The organism is Vibrio sp. 10N.261.51.C6 (assembly GCF_041471785.1).
In the GTDB taxonomy this organism is placed as follows: Bacteria; Pseudomonadota; Gammaproteobacteria; order Enterobacterales; family Vibrionaceae; genus Vibrio; species Vibrio crassostreae_C.
Map to the genome: position 1 here is coordinate 11,322 of NZ_JBFRPB010000036.1, position 15,229 is coordinate 26,550.

The following is a 15,229-nucleotide window of genomic DNA, read 5'->3' on the forward strand; positions in this document are numbered from 1 at the left end:
GACCTTGCTGACCTTGCTGATTTTGGTCTTTCTGGTCTTTGGAGTCAGAATCGCCTTGCTGTTGCTGTTGCTGTTGCTGTTGCTGTTGCTGTTGCTTCTGAGCCTGTTCGACAATCTCTAGGTTCTTCTTGGCATAAGCATGTTCAGGGTTGCTTTCAAGAATACGTTGATACTCTTGGATCGCTTGGTCGTACTTACCTTGTTGGGCTTGAGCGTTAGCAAGGTTGTAGCGAGCATCTTCACTAGAAAGCTCTTGCAGCGTCTGCTCTGCGGCTTCGAAATCACCGGCTTTGTATTGAGCAATGCCTTTCCACTCTTGTTGGGTGAACTGTTCAGCAGCTTGTTGGAAGTCCTCGTCCTGATACAGCTGATAGCCTACTTGATCATTGGTTTTCCACGGGTTCGCAAACGCAGTATTTGGTTGGCTAAAAGAGATAACTCCAGCTAAGGCACACCAAATAACCCCTTTCCTGAATAATCCAAGTGCCGGAAGTAATAGCAAAGGCAGTAACCAGAAACCGTTGTTCACTCTGGTGTTGAGTGAGTTCTTGGTCTTGGTTACTTCCGATGTTGTTGCAACGCGGTCGAGGTAGCTCGCGATGTGTTCAACATCTGAGTTATCAAATTGAACTTCAGTGAACGTGCCACCATAGCTGCGTGTAAGCTCGCGCATGTTCTTCAAGTTGGTTCTTGCCACCACGGTTTGTCCTGAGTCGCTTTGCAGCATCGACCCCGTAGGTAACGAGATTGGCGCACCGTTTTCACTCCCTACAGCTAGAATCGACAATGTCCAATCGTTGCCAGAGAGTAGGGAGTCGATCTGCTTCTTCTCTTGGTCATCGATGTCATCAGCAATCAATACCAAATCACCTTGGTAGATCTTCGCGCGAGTCATCATATCAATCGCAAGCTTAACGGCTGATGCGGCATCACCACCTTGATAAGGCATGATATCTGGCGATAGGTTAGGCACTAGGTTTTTGATGGTGTTGATGTCTGACGTTAGCGGGCTAATGGTGTAAGCATCCCCAGCATACGCCACCATGCCTGTTAGCCCTTCTTTCCACAATGAAAGCAGATCCAGAGCCTTGTATCGCGCTTGAGTTAAGCGATTCGGCTTAATGTCGGTGGCATACATAGACATCGACATATCCATGATCACAACTCGTGCCTGCGTTTTTTCAAAGCTTGGTTGTTCGTTTTTCTCGAAGCTTGGCCCAGCTAACGCAATAACGCCGACCAGCCACCAAATACCGAAGTAAGTACTGCGATTTTTCGATGGCTTGCTTGATTCTGGCGCCAAGTAACGGGCGATGTGTGACGCGAGTAATCCTTGTTTGGACTGTGTCTTGCTCAGCCACCAAATAGCGGGCAGCACGGCAAGCGCCAAGAACCAATATGGGTAGATAAAAGTAAAGTTAGACATTGTTTCTCCTAATGGCTAACAGCATAAATGCGAAGAACATTGCCGCCGACAGTGGCCATACAAACCACTCTTGTTGCGGTCGCCAGATCTTAGTGGCGTTCGTCACGGGCTCTAACTGGTTAATGGTGTCGTAAATCGTCGCTAACTCTTTGCTGTCACGCGCTCGGAAGTACTGACCGCCGGTGCGTTTGGCAATTTCTATTAGTGTACGTTCATCCAAGTCTTGAGCAGTATTGACTTTGCGCGTCATGAAGAACTCTTTGACCATCATCTCGCCTGCACCGACACCCACGGTGTAAATCGTTGCGTCGTATTTCTTTGCAATATCCGCCGCTTCTAATGGGTCTAATACCCCGGCGGTATTACTGCCGTCGCTGAGTAGAATCATTACACGTTGGGGCGCATCGCTATCGACAAAGGTTTTGGTGGCAAGACCAATACCATCACCAATCGCGGTTTGAGTACCAATCAGCTTTAACACCGCTTGATTGAGCTGTTGTGAAAGCGTATCTCTATCTAGCGTAAGCGGGGTCTGCAAGTAGGCGTGATCAGCAAATAACACCAGTCCAACTCGGTCGCCTTTTCGTCGCTCAATAAAGTCACTCAATACGCGTTTCACCGCCGACAAGCGGTCGATGTATTCGCCATTGAACTGCATGTCTTCTTGGCTCATCGAGTAGGAGAGGTCGACAACCAACATCAAATCACGATGTTTCGGTTGAAACTCTACCGGTTCGCCATACCATACAGGGCGCGCGCTCGCCGTAACCAGCAGAAGCCAGATAATCACGGACAACGCCTTTGGTAAGCGACTGCTCGGTGTTTTGGTATTACTGTCTTCTGGCAGAAATGGAAGTCTTAGGACATGGCTTGATTCTGACTTTGGTGAGAACAAGTAAACGAGCAACGGCAGTGGCGCGATGAAGAACATCCACCACCAAACGAACTCGATGTTTAGCAAGTCCCCGCTTAGAAACATAGGGCTTAGAAAATCACTCATAACGACCTCGCTTAGGAGGAAGGGCTTTAAGAAGCCAAGTTTCGCAATCATTAACCAATTGCTGTTGAGCCTTTTTCTGTTCGTCGTTCATTAGGGCTACATCTTGATAGAGCGCTTGTTGCCACTGGGATTGTTTTGCTACAAATAACGGCTTCGCCAATTGCGCATCTAAGAACTTCAACCAATCATCACCAGACAAACCTGCAATTTTTTCACGAGGGAAATAGCTCAGTGCTGCTTGACGAAGGATGCGTTGTGCTTTGCTCGGAGACAAGCCATCTTGGGACTGACTATTGCTAAAGTAAGACAGCGCTTCTTGTTTCGCCTGTTGATTGTTTTTTCTACGTTTTAGAATGAAAAACACCAAAGCAATCAGGGCAATGGCTGTGATAACCACTGCCCACCAACCCCACGCCAAAGGCCACCAAGTCGGGGCGTCTGGCGCAATCACCGGACTTAAATCTAAGGGCTGTTTCATGACTGAGCTCCTGATATCTGGCTCATGAGTGACTGCGCACTCGACAGCGAGCTATAAGGTATCGCGAGAGATAACCCCATCTGTTGCAGCTGCTGTTTCTTAAGCGAAAAAGCATGGTTAAGCTTTTGCTTTTCTTTATTAGAAGAGAAATTAAACCATTGAGTTTTGCTGCCATCGGTGACCTGTTTAGAGCCTTTATAGGTGGTTTCACCTTGCTCTAGCGGGTCGTAGAAATGCACAAGACGTACTCTGTTGTGTCGGCGAATTTGACTGATAAGTGAGTAGTCACTTTCTTGGTAACGCACAAAGTCACTGAGCATAATAATATCGCTTCCTTTAGGGCAAAGCTGGTGCAGAGATTTCAGTCCATGCTCTAAGGTCGTGTCATTATGATTGTCGTGATTAGTCAGTGCCGTATTATTGATTTCTATGACTTTTTGCAAAATACGCAGTGGAGCATGGTTGCTTGCACTTGGCTTAATCTCAATGACCTCTTTGCCAGTATCGATCACCGCGCCAATTCGATCTTTTTGAGCCACAGTAAGCCAGCACAGTTGGCTAGCAAAGTGTGCAAGTTGAACCGATTTCAGCAACAAGGTTGAGCCGAAAATCATACTGCTTGATAGATCCAAGAATAAAATGACAGGCTGTTCTCGTTCTTCAGAGAAAAGTTTGGTATGCGCTTTGCCCGTTCTGGCTGTTACACGCCAATCAATGCTGCGAATGTCATCTCCCGCTTGATATTGACGAACTTCAGAGAAATTCATCCCGCGACCTTTACGGTTGCTCTCGTGTTGGCCGTTAAGCTGTGACCAAAGGCTCTTGGCGGGAGGCAACCAGCGAACAGACTGCGCTTTGTATTGCAGAAGTTCGTCCAGGTTTAACGTGACGCCGTCACTATGGTTGGGTAGTTGATTATTCATGCGCGTATCCCTATGCGCTGCCAACCAATGAAATAAGGTGTGCGATCACTTGGTTTGCGGTGACACCTTCAGCTTGTGCGTGGTAGCTGCGCAGTAGACGGTGGCGTAACACAGGGAATGCCATCGCTTGAACGTCTTGTGGAGTGACGTAATCTCGTCCTGCAAGCCAAGCGTGAGCGCGGGCACAACGGTCTAACGCAATGGTTGCACGCGGGCTGACACCCATGTCTAACCATTGATCAAGTTGGTCACTGTATTGCTTAGGTTGGCGAGTCGCCATAACCAGTCTGATGATGTACTGCTCAATGGTGTCTGCCATGTGAATGTTGAGCACTTCTTGGCGCGCTTCAAAGATCGTTTGCTGAGATATCTGTTGTGGCTGAGCTGATTCGTTACCTTGAGCCTCACCACGGTTGAGTCGTAAGATCTCAAGCTCGCTTTCCATATCTGGGTATTCAACCTCTAGGTGAAGCAAGAATCGGTCTAACTGAGCTTCCGGTAGCGGGTAAGTCCCTTCTTGTTCAATTGGGTTCTGTGTTGCCATTACCAAGAACAACTCAGGCAGCGCATAGGTTTTTCGACCGGCAGTTACTTGTTTCTCTGCCATCGCTTCCAGCATTGCCGCTTGAACTTTCGCCGGAGCTCGGTTGATCTCATCCGCTAGAATCAGCGAGTTGAAAATCGGGCCTGATTGGAAAGTGAACTCCCCAGTCTCAGGACGGAAGATGTCGGTACCCGTCAAATCAGCAGGTAACAGATCGGGAGTGAATTGAATGCGGTGGAAGTGACCCTCAACACAATCAGCCAATGATTTTACTGCGCGAGTTTTTGCTAAGCCGGGAGGTCCTTCAACGAGGATATGACCATCCGCTAAAAGGGCGATCATCAGTTGCTTAACGAGCTCTTTTTGACCAATGATTTGAGACTCTAGATAGTTTTGAAGGACTTCGAAATTTGTTTTGTGCATTTTGGACTCTCTGGGTATCCATTTGATTTTTATTTTGAGTATTGGTCACTGATTTCGAGGAAAAAGTTCCAGTACATTTGCGTAATTTATTTTTTCAAAATTGGAAATATTTACAAGTGGTTAGCTAAAAAAATCGTTAGGTTGTGATTATTACTATATCAATTGGTTTTTATATACAAAAGCTCGGCGGTGGGGAGTGGTTTGAGTTCGGTTGGGTCTCAGGGGGGGAGAACTAAAATTGACTCTCGACAATGCGGTATTTGCTTAGTTAATTCATGCTCAAGGTGAATATTTCTAATTGTTACATCATATTTGCAGTTTTTTGAGAAGAAAGTCTCTAGTTTTATTGGTTGTGGCCGATACATCACTCAGATTGTGCATTGCTTGTTGGAGTGCACTAGAAAAGTCCTGTTCAGGGTATACCAATAACGAGCGATTCTTTTTAAAGGTCCAAATATGTTTAAAACTAACTCTCTGAGTATCAAGCAAAAAGTTGTACTTGGAATTACCTTTGCGGTTCTTGCATCGACAGTGATTGTCGGCGCAATGGCACAACAACAAGCAAGAGATGTATTAAGTCATCGATTGATCGATATTGAACTTCCAGGAATGCTAGAGCGAATCAATGGTGAAATTGACCGAGAAGTCTCTCAGCTATTACTAGCGGCGGAGCAAATTGCTTCAAATGAATTTATTTCTGATGCTATCGAATCGACCGATCGCGATCCGGCACTAGAAAATAAACTGGTTAAACAGCTGAACAATGTTCGTAACCAGTATCAGTTGAACGATGCCTCAGTGGCGAACCGTCAAACGGCTTACTACTGGAACCAAAATGGTTTCCTGCGTCAGTTAAACCAACAGCAAGATGGTTAGTTCTTTGGCTTTACGCAATCTGGACAGCCGACCATGGTGAGCATGTTCCAAGAAGCCAATGGCGAAGTGAAGATGTTTGCTAACTATCAACAACCTTCTGGTTTGGCGATGTCTGGTCTATCAAAGTCGATGGATGACATGGTTAACCTGCTGAACGGCTTTAAGATTGAAAATACCGGCTTCGTATTCTTAACCGATAGCCAAGGTGATGTTCAAATTCACCGTGAGCGTTCTCGCAGTGACTCTTCACTTCAACAACTTTACGGTCCTCAAGCAAGCCAACTACTGAACAAGTCGGGTTTTAACCTGATTACCACTGAAAGCCAAGGCCAAGAGCTGTTCGTGGCGAGCTTGTATGTGTCTTCAATGGACTGGTTTGTTATTGGTGTCGTTCCGACTGGTGAAGTGTTTGCTGAGTTAGATGCGACAGCGCAGAAGATGCTGATCATGACTGCGGTTGTGGCATTAGTGTTTATCCTAATGGGCGTAGTTCTGGCGAACAGCATTACTCAACCGATCAAGCTTTTGGCTAAGCGTTTCGGCGACTTAGGTGAAGGCGACGGTGACCTTGCACAGCGTATCGAAGTGAAAGGCAACGATGAAATTGCACAGCTTTCAAAAGGCTTCAACGGATTCATTGAAAAGATTCACGAGTCGATGAAAGAGGTGTGTTCGACAAGTCAAGCGCTTCAAGTGGCTGCAGAGAGTGTTTCGAATAAAGCTCACATCACCCACGACAACAGCCAAGAACAGCGCGACCAAACCCTTCAAGTCGTAGCTGCCATTAACCAAATGGGTATGACCATCAGTGAGATTGCATCGAACGCGGCAACCGCAGCAGAAACGGCAACTCAAGCTTCAGGCAATACGGAAGTAGGTCGCTCTGTGGTGAACAAAGCAAAAGACGCGATCAGTCGTTTGGCGCAAGATATTGAAAGCACGGGTCAGGTAGTAGAGCAACTGGCTTCTACAACTCAAGACATCGGTTCTATTCTGGGTGTTATTCGTGATATTTCAGAGCAAACTAACTTACTCGCATTAAACGCTGCAATTGAAGCCGCCCGTGCTGGTGAGCAAGGTCGTGGTTTTGCGGTTGTAGCGGATGAAGTACGTAACCTAGCAAGCCGTACCGCAGATTCAACGGAAGAGATTCAAAAGATGATCAACCAACTGCAAAGCGATGCTAAAGATGCGGTAACGGCAATGAGTGCGGGTAAGGTGATTACCCTTGAAGGTGTATCGGCTTCGGATGAAGCGGTAGACGTGCTGAGTGGCATTTCAGACCGTATCGTTGATATCACAGACCGTAACACTCAAGTGGCAACGGCAACGGAAGAGCAATCAACCGTAGTTCACACCATCAACCAGAACATTGAAGAGATTAACGCAATCAACGAAGTGACAACGGGCACGGCTGAGCAACTTGCTGAAGCGAGCCAAGAGCTTCGTGATCTATCGTCTCGTCTAGATAAGATGGTTGGTTCATTTAAGCTTTAATCCCTTTAAGCTGTAGCATGGCTTACAAAGATACATAAACTAAGAGCTGGATTCATTTAATCGTGAATTCAGCTCTTTTTATTTACGTGCTTGTTTTCTTCTAACTGACGTTCGCTTGATCTGGTTTCGGGCTTTGCACTCAATCGCCCTAGCATCATAGGGCGTAAATGAGTAAAATCTCGTTAGGTTTAATATTTAGGTAAGTATCATGAGCGATTTTGAAAAAGAACTAGAGCAGATGACTCAAGAGATGGGCGATGAGCCTGAGGTGAAACTGCCATCACTTGAAGAGCAAAAAGCAATTGTTGCTGAGTTCAAGCGACTAGAGGCGGAAGGCAAACTGACTCCTGAAGTGTTAGAGAAGCATTTTGGCCAGTTCAACAAACAGAATGATACGCCAATTCACTAAGTTGATTTAGACAGGTTTCATGTCTGAAAGAAGTGATATTAGCGGTTGGGTTCATAGCCTAACTAACAGATAAAGGTCTAGCGCTTGCTAGACCTTTTTTATTGCCGCTAGCGAAAGACCGAGTGGCTGACTCATGAACTATTCAATGTAAGTGAAACTCGTATCCAACACATAAAAATATCCAGCACATAAAAAAATCCCCCTTACTGAGTAAGAGGGATTCGATATGGGTAAGTTATATCCTAAAAGGCTAAGCGATTAGTCTGTGCCGTATTCTTTGTACAAACGACGACATGCGCGGCCATCGCTGTGGAACAGGTGACAACGGTGCGCTGGAATACCAATCGCCAACTTGTCACCTGATTCGATTTTCAACGTGTCTGGCTGGCGATAGATAACATCAGCATCGGCACTTTCAAGGTTTAGGTAAACCTGAGTTTCGTTACCTAGTTTCTCTACCATCATCACGTCAGCTTCAATCGTCGCGTCACCTGATTCAGCAGACATCAAGTGTTCAGGGCGAATACCCAGAGACATACGATCGCCAGCATTGACAGTCGTACCATCAACAGGGATCCAGAAAGTCATGCCATTAGAAAGTTGTACCAATACGCGTTCTGCTTCAGCTTGTTCAATGTGTACCGACATGAAGTTCATCTTCGGTGAGCCAATAAAGCCAGCAACGAAACGGTTTTGAGGGTAGTGGTAAAGGTCAAGCGGCTTACCGACTTGAGATACATAACCACCATCCAGAACAACGATCTTATCCGCCATTGTCATCGCTTCCACTTGGTCGTGGGTAACGTAGATCATGGTACAACCCAGTTGACGCTGTAGCTTGGTGATTTGCGAACGCATTTGAACACGTAGCGCGGCATCTAGGTTTGATAAAGGCTCATCAAGTAGGAATACGTTTGGTTGAGAAACCAGAGTACGACCAATCGCAACACGTTGACGTTGACCACCAGAAAGCGCTTTAGGTTGGCGCTCAAGAAGGTGACCAAGCTGAAGGATTTCTGCAGCATGTTCAACGCGTTTGTCGATCTCAGCTTTATTTGCGTTTGCTAGCTTAAGACCGAAAGACATGTTGTCGTATAGGTTAAGGTGAGGGTAAAGCGCATAAGACTGGAATACCATACCTACGCCACGCTTTGACGGTTCAACGTCATTCATGCGTTGGTCGCCAATGTACAAATCACCAGACGTAATGTCTTCTAGACCTGCGATACAACGTAATAGCGTCGATTTACCACAACCTGATGGTCCAACGAATACTACGAATTCACCTTCGTTGATGTCTAAGGTTACGTCCTTAGAAATCTGTACATCACCATATGATTTATAAACGTTTTTTAACGTGACACTCGCCATCTAGCTTGTCCTCGATCGATCAAATTTTAAGTTTTACTGCTTATCATTATAAGAAATTTTTGGGTCAGCAGTAACTGTAGGAATTGGTAAGTATTGAGTGAGTAAGAAAAAAGTGGGTGAGACTTGGCTTCTTTAACCAAGCCCACCCGTCATAGCCAAACTGATGCCCATTTCCCCCACATCCAGCTAAACCTCCCCCGTGATTCAATCACAGATTTAGCTCGATGCTAATATAAGACACCAGCGGGCAGTGAAGCCAACTAAATGAATAATGCGTCAACGCATAACACTTGCCGGTAAAGGGTTCTTACTATCCACTCTTGGATGAATGCAGTTTCGGTGAAATGGCGTAAGGGTACATCCTCCCAATGGGAAATTAACTAGGGGGAGTAGGAGGGGAGGAGTAGATATACGGGGTTATTAATAATTGGCGATCCAGTTCAAATAAATCCACCACGTAACGGTGATGTTGATCACGATGAGTATACGTTTTGTGATTGCAGTCTCTAATCTGACCGGATGGCGATCACGAATTTAAGCCATAATAGCTAGGGCGTAGTGGCTAGGATGATGAGCTAGGGTCTGTTTTCTCAGATCATAACCTCCGAAAACTGGCTCATCTTGGTAGATGTGCCCTACGTATAAATATAAAAAGGATATTCACATGAAAAACGCTCTAAGCGCTGTAGCTCTAGGTACAATAGTTGCTCTGGGTTCTTTTGGTGCAAATGCTGCTATCGAAGAAGGACAACTAACAATCTGGGTAGGTGGTGACAAAGCTTATGAAGGCATGGCTGAAGTAGGTAAACGCTTCGAAGAAGATACTGGTGTTAAAGTAACCGTCGCTTTCCCTGACAAGCTAGAAGAAAAATTCCCTCAAGTAGCAGCAGCTGGCGATGGCCCAGACATGATCTTCTACGCACATGACCGTTTTGGCGGCTATGCAGAAGCGGGACTTCTTGTTGATATCAAACCTTCTAAAGAAACTAAAGAAGGTATCGTAGACTTCGCATGGGACGCTGTTTCATACGAGGGTAAAACAATCGCATACCCTGTTGCTGTTGAGTCAGTTTCCCTAATTTACAACAAAGCACTTGTTCCTAACCCACCTAAGTCTTGGGAAGAAATCCCAGCACTTAACGCTGAACTTCAGAAAGACGGCAAGAAAGCGATCATGTGGCCTTTACGTGGCGGCGCTTACTTCACATGGCCTCTACTTGCAGCTGACGGCGGCTACGCATTCAAACAGACTGCAGAAGGTTACGACATTAAAGATGCGGGCGTAGCGACTGAAGGTGTTCAGAAGTCTCTAGGTTTCATCGAGAAGATGGTACAAGACAAAGTTATCTCTGCAGACATGGATTACTCAGTAGCTGAGTCTGAATTCGTTGCAGGTAACGTTGCAATGACAATCAACGGCCCTTGGGGTTGGGAAAACATCAAGAAAGCTGGCGTAGACTACGGCGTAACAACACTACCTAAGTTCAACGGTAAAGCGTCTAAACCTTTCGTTGGTGTATGGGCGGGTGGTATCAGCACTGCGTCTCCAAACCGCGACCTAGCTGTTGAGTTCATGGAAAACTACCTACTAACAGATGAAGGTATGAAGAGCCTGAACGACGACAAGCCACTAGGCGCTGTTGCTCTTAACTCTTTCCAACGTCAACTAGACAGCGATACTCGTATTGCAGCAACAATGGACAACGCGATGAACGGTGAAATCATGCCTAACATCCCTCAGTTCACAACATTCTGGTACAGCATGGAAGAAGCGATCGGCAACGTAGTTGACGGCCGTCAATCAGTAGACCAAGCACTAAAAGCTGCTGAAGGTCGTATGGTTAAGTAACACCCAGGCACTACCTTTTAAGGAGAGGGTAACCTCTCCTTACTTTTCTATTTTTTATCTATATCGCTAGCAGGTTCCTCTATGCAGTCAGTTCAAGGTACAGATGCTATCCCAGCACCATCAAGCCTTCCAGGCAGTAAAAGCGTCTTCATTAAATGGGGGTTGCTTGGTAGCGTTGGCTTAATAAACGGCTACGCTACAATTCTAATGTATTCTCGCGGTGAGCTCGCTTTTGCGCTGCTTACAGTGATCTTAACGGCTTTGGCACTTTACATTTTTGGTAGTAAAAAAACTTACGCCCACCGTTATATTTACCCAGGTATTGCCGGAATGATCTTGTTCATTCTTTTCCCATTGGCATACACCGTAGGGCTTGCGTTTACTAACTACAGCGCGAAAAACCAACTTTCTCTAGAGCGTACTCAAACCGTTCTTTTAGACCGTTCTTTCCAAAGCGGTGAGAGCTACCCATTTACATTGTACAAGACAGATGACGGTCACCAGATCGTTGTAAAAGATGGCGATCAACTGTTAGCGACTGACGTATTTTCTCTAGACAATATGACAGAAACAGAGATGGACCTATCTGTTATTGAGTCTGCGCAAGGTGAAAAAGAGAAGATCAAAGCGATCATTCAAAACCGAGCAGCAATCAGTGGTGTTGATTTCAATCTACCTGACGGTGGTGACATCCGCATGAGTGGCTTACGTAAGTTTGCTTCTGTTGCTCCGCTTTACACGCTACAAGACGATGAAGAAACGTTAATCAACAATGAAACGGGTGAAGTTCTCAAGCCAAATATGGATGTGGGTTTCTACCAGCCTGTTGATGCAAATGGTGAGTTTACGGGTAATACCATCTCTCCAGGTTTCGTGGTTAGCATTGGTACGCATAACTTTGAGCGTGTATGGAAAGATGACGGCATTAAAGAACCGTTTATCAGCATCTTTATTTGGACGGTTATCTTCTCGGTATGTACCGTAGCGTTCACGCTAGTTATCGGCCTTGTATTGGCTAACATCGTGCAATGGGAAGAGTTGAAAGGTCGTTCTATTTATCGTGTTCTACTGATTCTGCCTTACGCCGTACCCGCGTTTATCTCGATTCTTATCTTTAAGGGTCTATTCAACCAAAGCTTTGGTGAGATCAACATGGTGCTCGAGAATATCTTCGGCTTAAGCCCGAACTGGTTCTCAGACCCTATCTTAGCGAAAACCATGGTGTTGATGGTTAACACATGGCTAGGTTTCCCTTACATGATGATTCTATGTATGGGTCTGCTTAAAGCGATTCCTGATGATTTATACGAAGCGTCAGCAATCGATGGTGCGAACTTCCTTGATAACTTCAAGCGCATTACGTTCCCATTGATGATTAAACCGCTTACACCGCTATTGATTGCAGCGTTTGCCTTTAACTTCAACAACTTCGTAATGATTCAACTATTGACGAACGGTGGCCCGAACATGATTGGTACTTCTGAGCCAGCGGGTTACACAGACTTGCTTGTAAGCTACACGTACCGAATTGCATTCGAAGGCGGCGGCGGTCAAGACTTCGGTCTAGCAAGTGCTATCGCAACGCTTATCTTTCTATTGGTTGGTGCACTAGCGTTACTAAACCTTCGTTTCACTAAACTGTCTCAAGATTAAGGAGCACGACAATGGCTATGGTACAAGGTAAAGGCCTTAAATACCGAGTGTGGGCAACGCATGCAGTGTTGTGGTGCTTCTTGGCAATGATTATCTTCCCACTACTGATGATCATCGCGATCTCGTTCCGTGAAGGTAACTTCGCAACCGGTAGTTTGATTCCAGATAACCCATCATTGGAACACTGGAAGTTAGCATTGGGTATGTCAGTAACGAACGCAGATGGCTCGGTAACGTCACCTCCGTTCCCTGTGCTAACTTGGTTATGGAACTCAGTGAAGGTTGCAGGTATCACATCGATTCTGATTGTGACACTGTCTACGACATCGGCTTACGCGTTTGCTCGTATGCGCTTTAAAGGTAAGAACACAATCCTGAAAGCGATGATGATTTTCCAAATGTTCCCAGCAGTATTGGCTCTAGTAGCAATCTACGCGCTGTTTGACAAACTTGGTCAATACATTCCGTTTTTAGGCTTGAACACACACGGTGGTCTAATCTTCTCTTACCTAGGTGGTATTGCACTGCACGTATGGACGATTAAGGGTTACTTTGAGACGATTGATAACTCTCTGGAAGAGGCAGCAGCCCTTGATGGTGCAACGCCTTGGCAAGCATTCAGACTGGTTCTACTACCGCTGTCTGTGCCAATCCTAGCGGTTGTGTTTATCCTATCTTTCATCGCGACAGTGGGTGAGGTGCCAGTAGCGTCTATCCTACTTACAGATGTGAACTCTTACACGCTAGCAGTAGGTATGCAGCAGTACCTATACCCTCAGAACTACCTATGGGGTGACTTTGCGGCAGCGGCTGTACTATCAGCACTTCCGATTACTATCGTGTTCTTACTTGCTCAACGTTGGTTAGTTGGTGGTTTGACGGCAGGTGGTGTAAAAGGATAAGCTGTACTCTATAAGAAAGAAAAAGAGCGACCGTTAGGTCGCTCTATATTGGCATTTTTATTACATCATTTGGTTTGGCCGCCGATCAGTAATAAAAATAACCCTCAGGTTACGCATAGCTGGCTACTAATCAGGTTCCTTACGCTATTAATGATTAGTGGTTTTTGTAACTCTAACCCAAGTATTTACTTGGGTTTTTTTATGCCAGCTATTTTTTGTTTTTTGTGTCAGCGTTACTCGTTAACTATCGCGCTCATATCTACTTTAAAACCCAAAGTTTCGAGTTACTTCTCTCCTAAATACCGACCACTTCATTTTGGTTACTTGTAGAAATGAACTAGTCTCACAAATCAGACACTCAGTATAAGTGGCTGTTGTACTATTGATATGTTGTGAATATTCCAATGCGTGATACTTCAATGATTTGTATGCAACAAAACCTGAAATTGCACTGAAAATGTATGGGTAAGCGAGAGGTAGTTACAGAACATTCAAGTGACATTCATGTGGGTTATGGATGTAGGTTTATTTATGCTTCTGGTTTTTGGTGGGACTTAGAAGTTAGAACTCTTTACTAGAAGGAGCACAACCTAAGTGTTGCAATAGCACATAGATGCTTTCTTGATCGAGTGCCACGCGACGAAATAGATCGGCAAATGTCGGATCTCCACCGAAACACGTTTGGATATAGTGGTTGATTTCATTGCTGTCGTAGCCTTCGACGTACAAAGTTCTAACCCATTGGTACTCAACAGCCTTTAAATTGTTCAGTGTAGACTCGCTAAGAGTGGGGCGTATGACGCTCAAGAGTGGCTCCAAGAAATTCAAATGCATCTATTATGATTGGCGGTATTTAATCAGAGCAAAATGACGACTTTATTACAGTCAAAATAAATCAGCGAACAAGTGCCGATTCATTTCAACCTTTGGCTGGGTATCACGCTCTTATCGTCTGTATTGGGTGTGCAGCGGATTTGGCTGTGTAGAGCACGAAGGTATCAAATAGATCAATGCCAAGCAGGCGCTTGGCATTGTAATAAGGTTTTGTAGGGGGAGGGCAGCTGGTGGACCTTACTTAAGGTACTTCACGTGAGCTTCCATCTCTTCACCAATCTGTTTTCGCATGTTCATTAGGCGAATAGCCGAATCTCGTAATTCGATGTCTTCTGGCGTCTCTGGTATCCACTCTGGCACTTTAGTCGGATTACCATTCTCATCGACAGCGACCATAATAACGATACAGTGAGTTGTTAGGCGGTTATTGAGCTCTTTAGGGTCGCTTGCTTGCACGTCGATAGCGATATGCATTGAAGATGAACCTGTGTAAATGACCTTTGCACTTACTTCCACAAGGTTGCCTACATGAATTGGGGCAACGAATCGAATTCCGCCTGCATAGGCTGTTATACAGTATTTACCGCTCCAACCTGCGGAACAAGCGTAGGCTGCTAAATCGATCCACTTCATTGCTGCACCACCATGAACTTTACCACCAAAGTTCACATCCCCGGGTTCAGCTAAAAAACGCAGAGTAACGTCTCGTTTACCATCTTGTCGGCTATTGCTACTGCTCATCTATCTTCCTTCATTATTATTTTTCTGCGTAACATGCTTGTTACTTGCTAGTAACAATATACTTAAGATGACATAAGTTAAAGCGGATAATCTCATGGTTAAGACTATTTTTTTCAAACAGATGATCAGTTGATGAATATTGGTGCTTAAAGGCGTATCAGGCGAATGGCAAACATGGATGAAGTGATATCAAGCAAGAGAATAGAAATACTGATTAAGTCACTAGATAGGTCGATTGCAAAAAAAAAAAACACCTAGCGTAATGCTAGGTGTTTCTAAGCCTTTAGGTACTCATGTCGGTAC

At 45.3% G+C, this 15,229-nt stretch carries 12 protein-coding genes and 1 pseudogene; 5 read left to right on the plus strand and 8 right to left on the minus strand.

Annotation, left to right across the window (positions count from 1 at the left end; all coding sequences use genetic code 11):
- The 5 genes from AB4375_RS09985 to AB4375_RS10005 form a co-directional block, all read right to left on the minus strand.
- The coding region (locus tag AB4375_RS09985; RefSeq protein ID WP_372051477.1) for a VWA domain-containing protein at nucleotides 1–1,426 on the minus strand (1,426 nt) is incomplete at its 3' end.
- Nucleotides 1,419–2,426, minus strand: a complete 1,008-nt coding sequence (locus AB4375_RS09990; protein ID WP_017060042.1) for a VWA domain-containing protein — start codon at nucleotides 2,424–2,426, stop codon at nucleotides 1,419–1,421. The genes AB4375_RS09985 and AB4375_RS09990, both read right to left, overlap by 8 nt.
- Nucleotides 2,419–2,904, minus strand: a complete 486-nt coding sequence (locus AB4375_RS09995; RefSeq protein WP_372051478.1) for a DUF4381 domain-containing protein — start codon at nucleotides 2,902–2,904, stop codon at nucleotides 2,419–2,421. Before AB4375_RS09995 ends, AB4375_RS09990 begins: the two co-directional genes overlap by 8 nt.
- Nucleotides 2,901–3,827, minus strand: coding sequence for a DUF58 domain-containing protein (locus AB4375_RS10000; protein ID WP_017060044.1), 927 nt, complete (start codon nucleotides 3,825–3,827; stop codon nucleotides 2,901–2,903). The genes AB4375_RS09995 and AB4375_RS10000 overlap by 4 nt, the downstream gene beginning before the upstream one ends.
- Before the next feature lie 10 nt (nucleotides 3,828–3,837).
- On the minus strand, nucleotides 3,838–4,794 hold the full coding sequence (locus AB4375_RS10005) for a MoxR family ATPase (RefSeq protein ID WP_017064262.1): 957 nt from the start codon (nucleotides 4,792–4,794) through the stop codon (nucleotides 3,838–3,840).
- Nucleotides 4,795–5,250: 456 nt separating this feature from the next.
- Between AB4375_RS10005 and AB4375_RS10010 the strand changes: the two are divergent.
- Nucleotides 5,251–7,167, plus strand: a pseudogene (locus tag AB4375_RS10010) (methyl-accepting chemotaxis protein).
- A gap of 208 nt (nucleotides 7,168–7,375) precedes the next feature.
- Nucleotides 7,376–7,576: a hypothetical protein gene (locus AB4375_RS10015; RefSeq protein WP_010431457.1), complete on the plus strand. Its 201-nt coding sequence runs from the start codon at nucleotides 7,376–7,378 to the stop codon at nucleotides 7,574–7,576.
- 258 nt (nucleotides 7,577–7,834) lie between these two features.
- Here AB4375_RS10015 and malK read toward each other — a convergent pair whose 3' ends face one another.
- Nucleotides 7,835–8,947, minus strand: coding sequence for a maltose/maltodextrin ABC transporter ATP-binding protein MalK (gene malK, locus AB4375_RS10020; RefSeq protein ID WP_017060047.1), 1,113 nt, complete (start codon nucleotides 8,945–8,947; stop codon nucleotides 7,835–7,837).
- Between the two features lie 664 nt (nucleotides 8,948–9,611).
- Here malK and malE point away from each other — a divergent pair.
- The 3 genes from malE (at nucleotide 9,612) to malG (ending at nucleotide 13,351) form a co-directional block, all read left to right on the plus strand.
- Entirely contained in the window at nucleotides 9,612–10,796 is a 1,185-nt protein-coding gene (gene malE / locus AB4375_RS10025) for a maltose/maltodextrin ABC transporter substrate-binding protein MalE (RefSeq protein ID WP_017067915.1), read from the plus strand.
- An 81-nt stretch (nucleotides 10,797–10,877) separates the two neighbouring features.
- Entirely contained in the window at nucleotides 10,878–12,449 is a 1,572-nt protein-coding gene (gene malF, locus AB4375_RS10030) for a maltose ABC transporter permease MalF (protein WP_017060049.1), read from the plus strand.
- An 11-nt stretch (nucleotides 12,450–12,460) separates the two neighbouring features.
- Nucleotides 12,461–13,351: a maltose ABC transporter permease MalG gene (gene malG, locus AB4375_RS10035; protein ID WP_017060050.1), complete on the plus strand. Its 891-nt coding sequence runs from the start codon at nucleotides 12,461–12,463 to the stop codon at nucleotides 13,349–13,351.
- Nucleotides 13,352–13,912: 561 nt separating this feature from the next.
- On the opposite strand, the gene AB4375_RS10040 is transcribed toward malG, so the two are convergent.
- The gene (locus AB4375_RS10040; RefSeq protein WP_019822928.1) at nucleotides 13,913–14,185 is read right to left on the minus strand and encodes a hypothetical protein; all 273 of its coding nucleotides are present in this window, start codon (nucleotides 14,183–14,185) and stop codon (nucleotides 13,913–13,915) included.
- A 237-nt stretch (nucleotides 14,186–14,422) separates the two neighbouring features.
- Entirely contained in the window at nucleotides 14,423–14,926 is a 504-nt protein-coding gene (locus tag AB4375_RS10045) for an acyl-CoA thioesterase (RefSeq protein ID WP_019822926.1), read from the minus strand.
- Nucleotides 14,927–15,229 lie beyond the last annotated feature (303 nt).